We start from the raw sequence: 16,060 nt of genomic DNA, 5'->3' as shown, positions 1-16,060 counted from the left end.
AAAGACTGCCAGTAAGCAGCAGTCTTTAAGAACCGATAAATTTAATAACAGTTGCAATGATGAAAAGTGTTGCGAAAAAACCAAATGAGACGATAAATCCTACCCCTGAATCAATAGCGTCATTGCGTTTACTTTGAACGTTTTGTTCAAAATCATTCATTTAGAATCCCTCCCCAACATTCCACTTTAGTATAAAATATTGTCAGAAAAAAATCTACAATTTCCATATGAAGAGAAATAGAGCGTTTTTACTACTTTTAGATCATGAAGTAACGTGAGTTTTTGTTTCCAAGCATGTTAACAGTTGGCACTTATACTCGAATTTTTATTGCGAATAATAAAGGGAAGGTGATTACCGCACACCAATAAGAAACCCGGGGCTTATTGCGTGGCGTTTAATATAAATAAAGGGACGGGTTATATTGCCTGTTCCTTTGTACTTGTAAAACAAAAGCTAGGGCATTAGTATAAATATATATTGCCAAGTTAGGGAGTAGGAAAAAGTATGAGTGATATACATAAAAAGATTAAAAAGAAGCAGTTTGCTCCGTTATATTTACTATATGGAACAGAAGCGTTTTTTATAAATGAAACGATAAAGCTTATTACAACAGAAGCGCTTGAAGAGGAAGATCGCGAGTTTAATGTTGTGACATATGATTTAGAAGAAGCATATTTAGAGGATGTGGTTGAGGATGCACGTACACTTCCTTTTTTCGGAGAACGTAAAGTGTTATTAATAAAATCACCACTCTTTTTAACTTCACAAAAAGAAAAGTTAGAACAAAATATAAAAATTTTAGAAGAATATATTGGGGAACCTTCTCCCTTTTCTATTCTTGTTTTTGTTGCGCCTTACGAAAAGCTGGATGAACGAAAAAAAATTACAAAACTATTAAAGAAAACAGCGGATGTAGTAGAAGCGAATGCAATGCAAGTGCAGGATGTTCAGAAGTGGATTGTTGCTCGGGCAGATGAAGTGCATGTGCATATTGATCATGCGGCTGTTAGTTTGTTGTTAGAGCTTGTGGGAAGTAATGTAACGATGTTGGCGAAGGAAATGGACAAGTTAACGTTATATGTCGGTATGGGCGGAGATATTACACCGAAACTCGTTGCAGAGCTTGTGCCAAAATCAGTTGAACAAAATGTGTTTGCTTTGACAGAAAAAGTGGTAAAAAAAGATATCGCGGGTGCGATGCAAATTTTGGATGGATTATTTACGCAGCAGGAGGAACCTATTAAATTGCTTGCGTTATTAGTAAGTCAATTCCGTTTACTGCATCAAGTGAAAGAGTTACAGCAGCGTGGTTACGGTCAAAATCAAATCGCGTCTCATATTGGTGTGCATCCATATCGTGTAAAATTAGCGATGAATCAAACGAAGTTTTTCTCTTTTGAAGAATTAAAAAAAGTGATAATGGAATTAGCGGAAGCTGATTATAGTATGAAAACGGGAAAAATGGATAAGAAACTTGTGCTCGAGTTTTTCTTAATGCGGTTAAATCATATGTGATGAAACAAAAAAAGTTCACGTGCTAAGAGCGTGAACTTTTTTGTATATAAAAAAACGATCCGAATGGATCGTTTTTTAAACGCCTTACGCGTTTACTTGTTTCGCTAAGCGAGATTTTTGACGAGCTGCAGCGTTTTGGTGGATAAGACCTTTACGAGCTGCTTTGTCAAGTTTTTTAGAAGCAGTTTTGAAAGCTTCTTTAGCATTTTCAAGATCGTTATTAGTAACTAAAGCTTCTACAGTTTTAACAGCAGAACGCATGTCAGACTTGATAGAAGCGTTATGTGCACGACGCTCTTCGCTAAGTTTAGCGCGTTTGATAGCAGATTTGATGTTTGCCATACTTTTCACCTCCCTGGTGCAATCGAATGACTCGATTCTTAACATAGAACAAGTGATATTCTATCAAACGGTGAAGAGAATTGCAATAGTATATCTATGAAATTTCACGTAAAGGAAAGAATGACCTTATATAACTTTGGGAAATCTAACGATATTTACTATGAATGACGGAGGAGATACGATGAAAGAACCATTAGATTTAAGTAAATATAGTGTTAGAACGGACCTTGCTGTAGAGGCGCATCAAATGCTGCAAGAGCGTCAAGAAGAGCAAAAAGAGATAGAAGGCGTTATTGTAAAAGAGAGGGAAGAAGAAGGTATTACCGTTACAAAAGTTACAATTGATGAAGCTGCCTCTGACTCGATGGGTAAAAAACCTGGAAATTATTTAACGCTTGAAGTACAAGGTATACGTCAACAAGATACGGAGCTGCAACAAAAAGTAGAGCGTATTTTTGCAAAAGAATTTTCTTATTTCTTAGAAGAGGTTGGCGTTACGAAAGAAGCGAGTTGTTTAATTGTTGGTCTTGGAAATTGGAATGTAACGCCGGATGCGCTTGGACCGATAGTTGTAGAAAATGTATTGGTAACGAGACATTTGTTTCAATTGCAGCCTGAAAGTGTAGAAGAAGGGTTTAGGCCTGTTAGTGCAATTCGGCCGGGGGTAATGGGGATTACAGGGATTGAAACGAGCGATGTTATTTATGGAATCATTGAGAAGACAAAACCAGACTTTGTCATTGCAATTGATGCGTTAGCTGCTCGTTCTATTGAAAGGGTAAATAGTACGATACAAATTTCTGATACAGGAATTCATCCTGGGTCGGGTGTTGGGAATAAACGTAAGGAACTCAGTAAAGAAACATTAGGTATTCCTGTTATCGCAATTGGTGTTCCGACTGTGGTGGATGCCGTTTCGATTACAAGCGATACAATTGATTTTATTTTGAAACATTTTGGCCGGGAGATGAAAGAAGGAAATAAACCTTCCCGATCTTTGTTGCCGGCTGGTTTTACATTTGGAGAAAAGAAAAAATTAACAGAAGAGGATATGCCGGATGAAAAGAGCCGGAATATGTTTTTAGGTGCTGTAGGTACACTGGGAGATGAAGAGAAGAGAAAATTAATTTATGAAGTGTTATCTCCTCTTGGTCATAATTTAATGGTGACTCCGAAAGAAGTGGATGCCTTCATAGAGGATATGGCAAATGTAATAGCAAGTGGTTTAAATGCAGCGCTGCATCATCAAATTGACCAAGATAATACAGGAGCATATACACATTGATGGGAAGTGACGATAATCATGTAAGTCGCTTTTCGCTTTTATGTATATGTAGTGTGGCTATATGCTTACTTATGGTAATAGCAGGGGTGGCACTTGCAAATCATGGGTTGAAAAGTATGAAAGGTTATCAGCAAATGTCGTATGAACAAATCGCTCATATGACAGGAACAAAAGGTGAGGCCACTGAATCAGAAACTTTGGAGAGTTCGTTTTCCGCTACTGAAAAACAAAAACAATTAGAAAGCTTAAAAAGTTTTAATATTGTAGAAGGAATGGGTATGGCGATAGCAAGCGTTGCCTATGAAATAACAAAGTTTGGAACAGATATAGTTGTTGGGAAAGTAAAAGGGATTTTTAGTTAAGAGTCAAACGGAGGACGGTTGTTTTACAGGTTTGTAAGGCAGCCGTTCTTTAATTTGAAAAAGGTTTGTCTCTTATGGTTTGTTCGCATAAGATATAAATAGAATGATTTGTATCGTAAGCAGCACGAGTTTTCATTGAATCTTTGCTGCTCTATTGATATAATCAGTGCTAGTGTATATTGGCGAGACTATTAGGAGTTGAGAACATAGATGAACAAAGAAGAAAGAGCAAAAAGACAGTCCAAAATTCGTAATTTCTCTATCATTGCTCATATTGACCACGGAAAGTCAACGTTAGCAGACCGTATTTTAGAGAAAACAAACGCGTTAACACAACGTGAAATGAAAGCTCAGTTGCTTGACTCTATGGATTTAGAGCGTGAGCGTGGTATTACAATTAAATTAAACGCAGTACAATTAAACTATAAAGCAAAAGACGGCGAAGAATATATTCTTCACTTAATTGATACACCAGGACACGTCGACTTTACGTACGAAGTATCTCGTAGTTTAGCGGCTTGTGAAGGTGCAATTCTTGTAGTAGATGCAGCGCAAGGTATTGAAGCGCAAACGTTAGCGAACGTATACTTAGCGCTTGATAACAATTTAGAAATTTTACCGGTTATTAATAAAATCGATTTACCAAGTGCAGACCCAGAGCGTGTACGCCAAGAGGTGGAAGATGTAATTGGGTTAGATGCATCAGAAGCTGTACTTGCTTCGGCAAAAGCTGGGATTGGTATCGAAGAGATTCTAGAACAAATCGTTGAAAAAGTGCCAGCACCAACAGGTGATTCAGAAGAACCGTTACAATGTATGATCTTTGACTCTTTATATGATCCATACCGCGGTGTAATTGCGTATATCCGTGTTGTAAATGGAACGGTAAAAGTTGGCGATAAAGTACGTATGATGGCAACTGGAAAAGAATTTGAAGTAACAGAAGTAGGTGTGTTTACACCGAAAACTACGCAACGTGATGAGTTAACAGTAGGTGATGTAGGTTTCTTAGCGGCATCGATTAAAAATGTTGGTGACACACGCGTTGGTGATACGATTACACATGCGAAACGTCCAGCAGCTGAGCCATTACCTGGTTACCGTAAATTAAATCCAATGGTATTCTGTGGTCTGTACCCGATTGACTCTGCACGTTACAACGACTTACGTGATGCGCTAGAGAAATTAGAATTAAACGATTCTGCTCTTGAGTTTGAGCCAGAAACATCTCAAGCGCTAGGATTTGGTTTCCGTTGTGGATTCTTAGGACTTCTTCATATGGAAATCATTCAAGAGCGTATTGAACGTGAATTTAAAATTGATTTAATTACAACAGCGCCAAGTGTTATTTATAAAGTATTCTTAACGAATGGTGAAGACATGATTGTCGATAACCCGTCTAATATGCCGGATCCACAGACAATCGATCGTGTTGAAGAGCCATTTGTTAAAGCGGCAATTATGGTTCCGAATGACTATGTTGGAGCTGTAATGGAAATTTGCCAAGGTAAACGCGGAACGTTTATTGATATGCAATATTTAGATGAAACGCGTGTTACATTGACATATGAAATCCCATTATCAGAAATCGTATATGACTTCTTCGATCAGTTGAAATCAAATACGAAAGGATATGCATCATTTGATTATGAGTTAATTGGTTACAAACCATCTAAACTTGTGAAAATGGATATTCTTTTAAATTCTGAGCAAGTCGATGCTCTATCATTTATCGTACACCGTGATTCAGCGTATGACCGTGGTAAAGTAATCGTAGAAAAATTAAAAGAATTAATTCCAAGACAGCAGTTCGAAGTGCCAATTCAAGCGACGATCGGAAACAAAGTTGTAGCGCGTTCTACAATTAAGGCGATGCGTAAAAACGTACTTGCGAAATGTTACGGTGGTGACATTTCTCGTAAGCGTAAACTTCTTGATAAGCAAAAAGAAGGTAAAAAACGTATGAAGTCTGTTGGTTCTGTAGAAGTACCGCAAGAAGCATTCATGGCTGTACTGAAAATGGATGACAACTAATAGTTGGAATGAAAAAAGAAGTCGTTTATGCGACTTCTTTTTTACGTATAATTACTTTTTAGACATCTGAGTAGCTCTCATTTACAATAGTGAGAGAGCTTTTTAGTTCATATAGAGTTAGGAGTTTGTTAATGTCCGAAAATATTCGAAAAGATATTCAAGAAAAAATACAAAATGGCAATTTTAATTGTGAAAAGGAATTGACGCTTTCTATTATTAGTGGAAAGTGGAAAGTTGTAATATTATGGCATCTTGGTGTGGAAGGGCCTCATCGTTTTAGTGAATTACAACGATTATTTCCGAGCATTTCTCATAAAGTTTTGTCAAACCAATTAAAAGAGTTAATGGAAGATGGGATTGTTGATCGAACAGTATACCCAGAAATTCCTCCGCGAGTGGAATATTATATGACGGAATTAGGCATGTCGCTTTTACCAATCGTTGAAATGATGTATGATTGGGGAAAAATGCGAATGGAACAAATTCGTAATACGTTAGAGAAGTAAAAGAAGCCTCCCGAGCGCGGAGGTTTTCTTTTTAGAAAGGTAGGAGTTATTTTTGGTGCAAGCTGCATATATTCATATTCCGTTTTGTCAGCATATTTGTCACTATTGTGATTTTAATAAAGTGTTTATTGAATGCCAGCCGGTCGATCAATATTTAGAGTATTTAGAGAAAGAAATAATAAATACAGTTCAAAAGGTACCGTTTGATAGTATGAAAACGATTTTTGTTGGCGGGGGAACTCCGACAGCATTAAATATGGAACAGACAAAGAAATTATTAGATATTATAAATCGTCGTTTACGTCCGTTTGCCCCGAATTGTGAATTAACATTTGAAGCGAATCCAGGTGATTTGCCGAAAGAGAAATTAAATGTATTGCTAGAAGGTGGAGTGAACCGAATTAGTTTTGGGGTGCAAACATTTCGAGATGAATTGCTTGAGAAAATTGGACGTAAGCATACGAGAGAAGATGCGTTTGTAGCAATTAGAGAAGCGCAGGAAGTAGGCTTTAAAAATATAAATGTAGATATTATTTATGCTCTGCCAGGACAGACGATAGAAGATGTAAAAGAAACATTAGACATTGCTTTTACGCTTGGTGTACAACATTTCTCGGCATATTCATTAATTGTGGAACCTAAAACAGTATTTTATAACTTAATGAATAAAGGGAAATTAAGACTTCCAGGTGAAGACCATGAAGCGAAAATGTACGAAATGGTAATGGATGAAATGGAGAAACATGGCTATACCCAGTATGAAATTAGTAATTTTTCAAAAGGTAATAATGAAAGTAGACATAATCTCACATACTGGAATAATGAAGAGTATTATGGATTTGGAGCTGGAGCGCATAGTTATGTAAATGGAGAACGTATCCAAAATGTAGGGCCGCTCAAGCAATATTTCAATAAGATCGATGAAACCGGATTTCCGTATTTAGATGTTCATGTGGTGACGGAGGAAGAAAAAATGGAAGAAGAGTTGTTCTTAGGACTCCGAAAAACAAAAGGTGTATCTAAAATAGCGTTTCAAAAGAAATTTAATATGGAAATAGATCAAGTTTTCGCGAAGCAGTTACAAAACAACCAAGAACAAGGATTGCTTGAAGAGAGCGATGGATATGTTCGTTTAACGCGAAAAGGAAAATTATTAGGGAATGAAGTATTCCAATCATTTTTGATTGACTAATTAAATGTTCCATTAACGTGAAAAAGTTTCATTATTTCGTGACGTTTCCGTTGACAATTGAATGTCAATTTTGGTAAGTTATTAATAGATTTAGCACTCGAAGACAAAGAGTGCTAACAGAGGTGATGATGAGATGCTTACGGAACGTCAGCTCTTAATTTTACAAACAATTATTGATGACTTTATTGGATCAGCGCAACCTGTTGGGTCAAGGACGTTGGCTAAAAAAGATGAAATTACATTTAGTTCAGCTACTATACGAAATGAAATGGCTGATTTAGAGGAACTAGGATTTATTGAGAAAACGCATAGTTCTTCTGGACGTGTTCCTTCTGAAAAAGGATATCGATTTTATGTAGACCATCTTTTAGCGCCGCAAAATTTACCGAACGATGAAATTGTACAAATTAAAGATTTATTTGCTGAAAGAATTTTTGAAGCGGAAAAGATTGCACAACAATCAGCTCAAATTTTATCAGAGCTTACAAATTATACGGCCATTGTTCTTGGACCGAAGTTAAGCACAAATAAACTTAAAAACGTACAAATTGTTCCGCTTGATCGTCAAACTGCAGTCGCTATTATTGTAACGGATACAGGGCATGTACAAAGCAAAACGATTACCGTTCCGGAATCTGTTGATTTATCAGATTTAGAAAAAATGGTTAATATTTTAAATGAAAAGCTATCGGGCGTACCAATGTCGGAACTCCATAATAAAATCTTTAAGGAGATTGTTACGGTATTGCGTGGGTATGTTCATAATTACGATAGTGCAATAAAAATATTGGATGGTACATTTCAAGTTCCGTTATCGGAAAAGATATACTTTGGAGGGAAGGCAAATATGCTTTCGCAACCAGAGTTTCATGACATTCAAAAAGTTAGATCTTTACTTACCATGATTGATAACGAAGCTGAGTTTTATGATATTTTGCGTCATAAACAAGTTGGTATTCAAGTGAAAATTGGTAGGGAAAACTCTTCAACGGCTATGGAGGATTGCAGTTTAATTTCTGCAACATATTCAATCGGAGAAGAACAGGTTGGAACAATTGCAATTTTAGGTCCAACGAGAATGCAATACTCTCGTGTAATTAGTTTGTTGCAGTTATTTACAAGGCAAATTACAGATGGACTAAAAAAATAAAGAATAAAGAAGAATACATTCGCTCAAGTGATAAGCAATACATCACTGTGTGTAATATATAACTATACTTAGGTAATCATGCTATGCATGATACCTAATACCTTTTAAGGAGGTGAAAATTGTGGAAGAGCGTAACGAACAAGTTGTAGAAGAAGTGAAAGAAGAAGTAAAAGAAGCACAAGTTGAAGAAGCCGTAACATCTGAAGACAGCGAAGAATCTGTTGAAGAAAAAAGTGAGGCTGCTCTTTTACAAGAAAAAGTAGATGAATTGCAAGCGAAACTGACGGAAACGGAAGGCCGTATGCTACGTCTACAAGCTGATTTTGAAAATTATAAGCGTCGTGTTCAAATGGATAAACAGGCTGCTGAAAAATATAGAGCACAAAGTCTTGTTTCAGATATTTTGCCAGCTCTTGATAATTTTGAAAGAGCGATGCAAGTGGAAGCAAATGATGAGCAAATGAAGTCCTTATTACAAGGGATGGAAATGGTATATCGTCAATTGTTAGAAGCGATGACAAAAGAAGGTGTAGAAGCGATTGAAGCTGTTGGTAAACAGTTTGATCCTCATGAACACCAAGCTGTTATGCAAGTAGAAGACAGCGAATTTGAATCAAATGCGGTTGTGGAAGAATTCCAAAAAGGTTATAAATTAAAAGACCGTGTAATTCGCCCATCGATGGTAAAAGTAAATCAATAATTTACATAAAAGTAGGAGGATTCGCCATGAGTAAAATTATCGGTATTGACTTAGGTACAACAAACTCTTGTGTAGCTGTTATGGAAGGTGGAGAACCAAAGGTTATCCCAAATCCAGAAGGAAACCGTACAACACCTTCTGTTGTAGCTTTCAAAAATGAAGAACGTCAAGTTGGGGAAGTAGCAAAGCGTCAAGCAATTACAAACCCAAATACAATCATGTCTGTTAAACGTCATATGGGTACAGACTACAAAGTAGAAATCGAGGGTAAAGAATATACACCTCAAGAAATTTCTGCAATCATTTTACAAAACTTAAAAGCTTCTGCTGAAGCATATTTAGGTGAAACAGTAACGAAAGCTGTTATTACAGTACCTGCATACTTCAACGATGCAGAGCGTCAAGCAACGAAAGATGCTGGTCGTATCGCTGGTTTAGAAGTTGAACGTATCATTAACGAACCAACAGCAGCAGCGCTTGCTTACGGTTTAGAAAAACAAGATGAAGAGCAAAAAATCTTAGTATATGACTTAGGTGGCGGTACATTTGACGTATCTATCCTTGAGTTAGCAGATGGAACATTTGAAGTTATTTCAACTGCTGGTGACAACCGTCTTGGTGGAGATGACTTTGACCAAGTTATCATCGATCACTTAGTAGCTGAGTTCAAAAAAGAAAATAACATTGATTTAAGCCAAGATAAAATGGCACTTCAACGTTTGAAAGATGCAGCTGAAAAAGCGAAAAAAGATCTTTCAGGTGTAACACAAACACAAATTTCATTGCCATTCATTAGTGCTGGAGCTGCTGGTCCATTACACTTAGAATTAACATTAACAAGAGCGAAATTCGAAGAGCTTTCAGCAAACCTTGTTGAAAGAACATTAGAACCAACTCGTCGTGCTTTAAAAGATGCTGGTCTATCTGCAAGTGAATTAGATCGCGTTATCCTTGTAGGTGGTTCTACTCGTATCCCAGCTGTACAAGAAGCTATTAAACGTGAAACTGGTAAAGAACCATATAAAGGTGTAAACCCGGATGAAGTTGTAGCATTAGGTGCTGCAGTTCAAGGTGGCGTACTTACTGGTGATGTAGAAGGCGTACTATTATTAGATGTAACTCCACTTTCTTTAGGTATTGAAACTATGGGTGGTGTGTTCACGAAATTAATCGAGCGTAACACTACAATTCCAACAAGTAAATCACAAGTATTCTCAACAGCTGCTGATAACCAACCAGCAGTAGACATTCACGTATTACAAGGTGAGCGTCCAATGTCAGCTGACAACAAAACGTTAGGACGTTTCCAATTAACGGATATCCCACCAGCACCACGTGGTATTCCACAAATCGAAGTAACATTCGATATTGATGCGAACGGTATCGTTAACGTACGTGCAAAAGATTTAGGAACAAGCAAAGAACAAGCTATTACAATCCAATCTTCTTCAGGTCTTTCTGATGAAGAAGTAGATCGTATGGTAAAAGAAGCAGAAGCAAATGCTGACGCTGACCAAAAACGTAAGGAAGAAGTTGAACTTCGTAACGAAGCTGACCAACTTGTATTCCAAACAGATAAAGTTGTAAAAGATTTAGAAGGTAAAGTAGATGCAGCTGAAGTTGCAAAAGCAACAGAAGCGAAAGAAGCATTACAAGCTGCGATTGAGAAGAACGAGCTTGAGGAAATCCGTGCGAAAAAAGACGCTTTACAAGAAATCGTACAACAACTAACTGTTAAACTATATGAGCAAGCTCAAGCAGCTGCAGGGCAAGCAGAAGGTGCACAAGGAGCACAAGATGCTGGCGCGAAGAAAGACAATGTAGTAGACGCTGAGTTTGAAGAAGTAAAAGAAGACAAGTAATTCAACTGTAAACATAATAAGTAAGATGACAAAAAGTCAAAGTCAAGCGTGCCTTGGCTTTGGCTTTTTTCACGAATGAGAAGGAATGTGTGAGGGTCTTAAGTTTTTTACTTTGCATACTGTAAGTGAGGAAACTTTGTTGCAAAGCACTTTCTTTCGGTGTTAAAATTACGTTTATGTGAAAGATTCGGGGGTTGTAAATTTATGAGTAAACGAGATTATTATGAGGTCCTTGGACTTAGCAAGGGTGCTTCAAAAGATGAAATAAAAAAAGCGTATCGTCGTTTGGCTAAAAAATACCATCCAGACGTAAGTAAAGAAGAAAATGCAATTGAAAAGTTTAAAGAAGTGCAAGAAGCATACGAAGTATTAAGCGACGATCAAAAGCGTGCGCAATATGATCAATTTGGTCATGCTGGTGCTAATCAAGGCTTCGGTGGCTTTGGCGGCGGAGGAGACTTCGGCGGTGGCTTCGGTTTTGAAGATATCTTTAGTTCATTCTTTGGCGGCGGTGGCGGCAGACGTCGTGATCCAAACGCTCCGCGTCAAGGTGCTGACTTACAATATCAAGTTACTTTAGATTTTGAAGAAGCTATTTTTGGTAAAGAGTTAAATGTTGAGATTCCAGTAGAAGATCCATGTGATACTTGTAAAGGTAGCGGGGCAAAACCAGGAACTTCAAAAGAAACATGTAAACATTGCTCAGGATCAGGGCAAGTAAGTGTAGAACAAAATACACCATTTGGTCGTATCGTAAACCGTCAAGCTTGTGGTCATTGTTCAGGAACTGGGCAAATCATTAAAGAAAAATGTACGACATGCCACGGTTCTGGTAAAGTACGTAAACGTAAAAAAATCAACGTTAAAATTCCAGCAGGTATCGATAATGGTCAACAAATCCGTGTATCTGGAAAAGGTGAAGCGGGCGTAAATGGCGGCCCAGCAGGAGATTTATATGTTGTTGTTCATGTAAGAAATCATGAATTCTTTGAGCGCGAAGGAGATCACATTATTTGTGAAATGCCATTAACATTTGCGCAAATGGCACTTGGTGATGAAGTAGAAGTTCCTACTGTTCATGGTAAAGTGAAGCTGAAAATTCCAGCAGGAACACAAACAGGAACAGAATTCCGCCTAAAAGGAAAGGGTGCTCCGAACGTACGTGGATACGGTCAAGGAGATCAATATGTAGTCGTGCGTGTTGTTGTACCGACGAAATTAACTTCACAGCAAAAAGATTTATTGCGTGAATTTGCAGGACAAGAAGAGCAGGATGATAGTTTATTCGGAAAGCTTAAACGTGCTTTCAAAGGGGAATAATGGAAATAAAAAATGGAGTTGGTAAATTGTGAAATGGTCAGAAATTAGTATTCATACAACAGAAGAAGCAGTAGAAGCTGTCTCTCATATTTTACATGAAGCTGGTGCTAGTGGAGTTGCGATTGAGGATCCGGCAGAGTTGACGAAAGAGCGCGAGCAACAATATGGTGAAATTTATGCATTGAACCCAGATGAGTATCCGGCGGAAGGTGTATTAATAAAAGCATATTTCCCGCAAACGGATTCTTTACATGAAACAATTGCAGGTGTAAAATCATCTATTGATGTGCTTCCATCTTACGACATCGAAATTGGTACTGGAAATATTACCGTTAACGAAGTCAATGAAGAAGATTGGGCTACTGCTTGGAAAAAATATTACCATCCAGTACAAATTTCTGATACATTCACAATTGTGCCGACTTGGGAAGAATATACACCATCTTCTCCGGAAGAAAAAATTATTGAATTAGATCCAGGTATGGCATTTGGAACGGGAACTCATCCGACAACAACGATGTGTATCCGTGCTTTAGAAAAAACAGTACAGCAAGGTGATACGATCATTGATGTAGGAACAGGTTCTGGTGTACTGAGTATTGCAGCAGCGAAATTAGGTGCGTCTTCTGTTCAAGCATATGATTTAGATCCGGTTGCGGTTGAAAGTGCAGAAATGAATGTACGTTTAAATAAAACAGATGATATTGTATCTGTTGGACAAAATAGTCTTTTAGAAGGTATTGAAGGTCCTGTTGATTTAATCGTAGCTAACTTATTAGCAGAAATTATTCTATTATTCCCTGAAGATGCAGCGAGAGTTGTGAAGTCAGGCGGATTATTTATTACATCGGGCATTATTGCTGCGAAGGAAAAAGTAATTTCTGAAGCGTTAGAAAAAGCTGGATTTACAATTGAAGAAGTGTTACGAATGGAAGATTGGGTAGCAATTATTGCACGAAATGCGTAATATAGATTTTAGTCTATAATGAAAAGGGGAGTCTCTCACTATAAGGTGAGGGACTTGCCGTTTGTTATATGAAAAATGATAACGTTTCGTTCTTTTCGTAAGTATTGGCTTACGAAAGGAACGAAACTCTACTAAGGTGATTATATGCAACGTTATTTTGTAGAAGAGAAATATGTAAATGAGACAAGTATTCGCATTGTAGGTGATGACGTCCATCATATCGCAAGAGTAATGCGTATGTCAGCTGGAGATCACATTTATTGCTGTGTAAACGGAAAAACAGCCGTATGTTCAATTGATGAAATTACCAGTGAATTTATTAATACGGCTATTGTAGAATGGGTAGAGGCGTCAAGTGAACTTCCTGTTTTCGTGACGATTGCAAGTGGACTGCCGAAAGGAGACAAGCTAGAGTTAATTTTTCAAAAAGGAACTGAGCTTGGGGCAGCTGCATTCTTACCATTTCAAGCATCTCGCTCTATCGTAAAATGGGATGCAAAAAAAGCTGATAAAAAAGTTGAGCGTTTAAGAAAAATTGTGAAAGAAGCTGCGGAACAATCACATAGAAGTGAAATTCCAGAAGTACACGCCCCAGCATCGTTTAAACAATTGCTGTCAATGAGTGGTGAGTATGATGTTTGCCTTGTTGCTTACGAAGAGGAAGCGAAACAAGGCGAGAAATCTAATTTTGCGAAAGCTTTAACGATGATGAAACCAGGTCAAAAGTTATTGATTGTATTTGGCCCAGAAGGCGGTTTGGCTGAGGAAGAGATTACAGCGCTTCGTGAACATAAATTTGTACCATGTAGTTTAGGACCAAGAATTTTAAGAACAGAAACGGCGCCGTTATATGCGTTAAGTGCTGCTTCGTATCATTTTGAATTGATGGGGTGATGATCAATGTCAACTGTTGCGTTCCATACGTTAGGTTGTAAAGTAAACCACTATGAAACAGAAGCCATTTGGCAATTGTTTAAACAAGGTGGATATGAAAGAACTGAATATGAAAAAAAAGCTGATGTATATGTTATTAATACATGTACAGTAACGAATACAGGGGATAAGAAAAGTCGTCAAGTTATTAGACGTGCTGTTCGTCAAAACCCAGATGCGGTTATTTGTGTAACAGGATGTTATGCACAAACATCTCCAGCGGAAATTATGGCGATTCCAGGTGTAGATATTGTAGTTGGTACACAAGATCGTGAAAAGATGTTAGGATACATCGAAGAATTCCGTAAAGAGCGTCAGCCAATTAATGCTGTGCGTAACATTATGAAAACACGTGTATATGAAGAACTTGATGTACCTTACTTCACGGACCGTACACGTGCATCTTTAAAAATACAAGAAGGTTGTAATAACTTCTGTACATTCTGTATTATTCCTTGGGCGCGTGGTTTAATGCGCTCTCGCGATGGGAAAGAAGTTATTAAACAAGCGCAGCAATTAGTAGATGCAGGCTATAAGGAAATCGTATTAACAGGTATTCATACAGGTGGATACGGTGAAGATATTAAAGATTATAACTTAGCTGGATTACTTCGTGATATGGAAGCGGAAGTAGACGGATTAAAACGTCTTCGTATTTCTTCTATTGAAGCGAGTCAGATTTCAGATGAAGTAATTGAAGTGTTAGATAAGTCTGAAGTAGTTGTACGTCACTTACACATTCCGTTGCAATCTGGATCTAATACTGTATTAAAGCGTATGCGTCGTAAGTATACGATGGAATTTTTCCAAGAGCGCTTAGATCGTTTGAAAGAAGCGTTACCAGGTCTTGCGATTACATCAGACGTAATCGTTGGTTTCCCAGGTGAAACAGAAGAAGAATTCATGGAAACATACAATTTCATTAAAGAGAATCGCTTCTCTGAGTTGCACGTATTCCCGTACTCAAAACGTACAGGAACACCTGCAGCGCGTATGGAAGATCAAGTTCCTGAAGATGTGAAGAATGATCGTGTTCACCGTTTAATTGAACTATCTAATCAATTAGCGAAAGAGTATGCATCACAGTTTGAAGGAGAAGTACTTGAAATTATTCCAGAAGAACAATTTAAAGAGGGCGACCGTGAAGGCCTATATGTAGGTTATACAGATAACTACTTGAAAATTGTATTTGAAGGATCAGAAGAATTAATCGGTAAACTAGTGAAAGTAAAAATCACAAAAGCTGGTTATCCATATAACGAAGCGCAATTTGTTCGTGTCCTTGAAGATGATGTGAAAAAGGAATCAGCAAGCGCATAAAGTGAAACTTTAATGAGCGTGGGATTCATTCCCCGCTCATTATTAGCCCGGACCAATCGGGATAAAAAAGCATGCAAACGGAAACGATTTGCATGCTTTCTTTTTTAGTGGAGAAGTTAAGTACTGAAAATGTATGAAATGAGTAGTTGTTTCGTACGTTCCTGCATGAAAAAAGGTGTAATGATAAAAATATAGTTGCCTTCAGGGGAAAGGATAACAGCTATCTGCATAGTTTTTGAAAAAGGAAGAGCATCTATTCTTCTTTTATTCTGCCAAATAGTTGACCTGAAGTGATAAAATGTATTATAATCGTAAAAGACATGCTGAAGAAGTGTTTCTTTTTGCATGCTGGAGTTAGTATGTAAGTGTGATGTTTCGGAGGGAGGGAAAGAGAATGTCAAAAACAGTCGTTCGTAAAAACGAGTCTTTGGAGGATGCACTTCGCCGTTTTAAAAGATCGGTTTCTAAAACTGGTACACTTGCTGAAGCAAGAAAGCGCGAGTTTTATGAAAAACCAAGTGTAAAACGTAAGAAGAAATCTGAAGCGGCAAGAAAGCGTAAATTCTAAGAG

16 protein-coding genes are annotated in these 16,060 nt (G+C 37.6%); 14 read left to right on the top strand and 2 right to left on the bottom strand.

Going from position 1 to position 16,060, the window contains the following annotated elements:
• Positions 1–25 precede the first annotated feature (25 nt).
• Positions 26–160 (bottom strand): YqzM family protein, encoded by a 135-nt coding sequence (locus ACTFRN_RS04315; RefSeq protein WP_000997609.1) that lies wholly within the window; start codon positions 158–160, stop codon positions 26–28.
• A gap of 345 nt (positions 161–505) precedes the next feature.
• On the opposite strand from ACTFRN_RS04315, the gene holA reads away from it, so the two are divergent.
• Positions 506–1,516, top strand: coding sequence for a DNA polymerase III subunit delta (gene holA / locus ACTFRN_RS04310; protein ID WP_001279918.1), 1,011 nt, complete (start codon positions 506–508; stop codon positions 1,514–1,516).
• Positions 1,517–1,600: 84 nt separating this feature from the next.
• Here the strand turns inward: holA and rpsT are convergent, their stop codons facing one another.
• Positions 1,601–1,858 (bottom strand): 30S ribosomal protein S20, encoded by a 258-nt coding sequence (rpsT, locus tag ACTFRN_RS04305; RefSeq protein ID WP_001274011.1) that lies wholly within the window; start codon positions 1,856–1,858, stop codon positions 1,601–1,603.
• A gap of 181 nt (positions 1,859–2,039) precedes the next feature.
• Here rpsT and gpr point away from each other — a divergent pair, with 181 nt between their 5' ends.
• The 13 genes from gpr (at position 2,040) to rpsU (ending at position 16,057) form a co-directional block, all read left to right on the top strand.
• Positions 2,040–3,143, top strand: coding sequence for a GPR endopeptidase (gene gpr, locus ACTFRN_RS04300; RefSeq protein ID WP_000662629.1), 1,104 nt, complete (start codon positions 2,040–2,042; stop codon positions 3,141–3,143).
• Positions 3,143–3,505 (top strand): YqxA family protein, encoded by a 363-nt coding sequence (locus ACTFRN_RS04295; RefSeq protein WP_016718499.1) that lies wholly within the window; start codon positions 3,143–3,145, stop codon positions 3,503–3,505. The genes gpr and ACTFRN_RS04295 overlap by 1 nt, the downstream gene beginning before the upstream one ends.
• 210 nt (positions 3,506–3,715) lie before the next feature.
• Entirely contained in the window at positions 3,716–5,539 is a 1,824-nt protein-coding gene (gene lepA / locus ACTFRN_RS04290) for an elongation factor 4 (protein ID WP_001030957.1), read from the top strand.
• Between the two features lie 131 nt (positions 5,540–5,670).
• A complete protein-coding gene (locus tag ACTFRN_RS04285; protein ID WP_001293546.1) occupies positions 5,671–6,045 on the top strand; it encodes a winged helix-turn-helix transcriptional regulator in 375 nt (124 codons plus the stop codon).
• A gap of 52 nt (positions 6,046–6,097) precedes the next feature.
• Positions 6,098–7,237 (top strand): radical SAM family heme chaperone HemW, encoded by a 1,140-nt coding sequence (hemW, locus tag ACTFRN_RS04280; protein WP_088106417.1) that lies wholly within the window; start codon positions 6,098–6,100, stop codon positions 7,235–7,237.
• A 133-nt stretch (positions 7,238–7,370) separates the two neighbouring features.
• On the top strand, positions 7,371–8,387 hold the full coding sequence (hrcA, locus tag ACTFRN_RS04275; RefSeq protein WP_000954951.1) for a heat-inducible transcriptional repressor HrcA: 1,017 nt from the start codon (positions 7,371–7,373) through the stop codon (positions 8,385–8,387).
• Positions 8,388–8,508: 121 nt separating this feature from the next.
• The gene (gene grpE / locus ACTFRN_RS04270; protein WP_000392719.1) at positions 8,509–9,087 is read left to right on the top strand and encodes a nucleotide exchange factor GrpE; all 579 of its coding nucleotides are present in this window, start codon (positions 8,509–8,511) and stop codon (positions 9,085–9,087) included.
• A 26-nt stretch (positions 9,088–9,113) separates the two neighbouring features.
• On the top strand, positions 9,114–10,949 hold the full coding sequence (dnaK, locus tag ACTFRN_RS04265; protein ID WP_000034690.1) for a chaperone protein DnaK: 1,836 nt from the start codon (positions 9,114–9,116) through the stop codon (positions 10,947–10,949).
• Positions 10,950–11,153: 204 nt separating this feature from the next.
• Positions 11,154–12,269 (top strand): chaperone protein DnaJ, encoded by a 1,116-nt coding sequence (dnaJ, locus tag ACTFRN_RS04260; protein WP_000043935.1) that lies wholly within the window; start codon positions 11,154–11,156, stop codon positions 12,267–12,269.
• 28 nt (positions 12,270–12,297) lie between these two features.
• Positions 12,298–13,236 (top strand): 50S ribosomal protein L11 methyltransferase, encoded by a 939-nt coding sequence (gene prmA / locus ACTFRN_RS04255; RefSeq protein ID WP_000872110.1) that lies wholly within the window; start codon positions 12,298–12,300, stop codon positions 13,234–13,236.
• Positions 13,237–13,380: 144 nt separating this feature from the next.
• Positions 13,381–14,130 carry a 16S rRNA (uracil(1498)-N(3))-methyltransferase gene (locus tag ACTFRN_RS04250; RefSeq protein WP_001190157.1) on the top strand — a complete coding sequence of 250 codons (750 nt, stop codon included), beginning with the start codon at positions 13,381–13,383 and terminating at the stop codon, positions 14,128–14,130.
• Between the two features lie 6 nt (positions 14,131–14,136).
• Positions 14,137–15,489 (top strand): tRNA (N(6)-L-threonylcarbamoyladenosine(37)-C(2))-methylthiotransferase MtaB, encoded by a 1,353-nt coding sequence (mtaB, locus tag ACTFRN_RS04245; protein ID WP_000108677.1) that lies wholly within the window; start codon positions 14,137–14,139, stop codon positions 15,487–15,489.
• 394 nt (positions 15,490–15,883) lie between these two features.
• Positions 15,884–16,057: a 30S ribosomal protein S21 gene (gene rpsU, locus ACTFRN_RS04240; protein ID WP_000048061.1), complete on the top strand. Its 174-nt coding sequence runs from the start codon at positions 15,884–15,886 to the stop codon at positions 16,055–16,057.
• Positions 16,058–16,060: the final 3 nt, after the last annotated feature.

The sequence above is a fragment of the Bacillus cereus group sp. MYBK245-2 genome, assembly GCF_051916145.1.
Classification (GTDB): domain Bacteria; phylum Bacillota; class Bacilli; order Bacillales; family Bacillaceae_G; genus Bacillus_A; species Bacillus_A pacificus.
The sequence above is the reverse complement of the archived record's forward strand: the minus strand, read 5'-3'. Positions and strand labels throughout refer to the sequence as shown.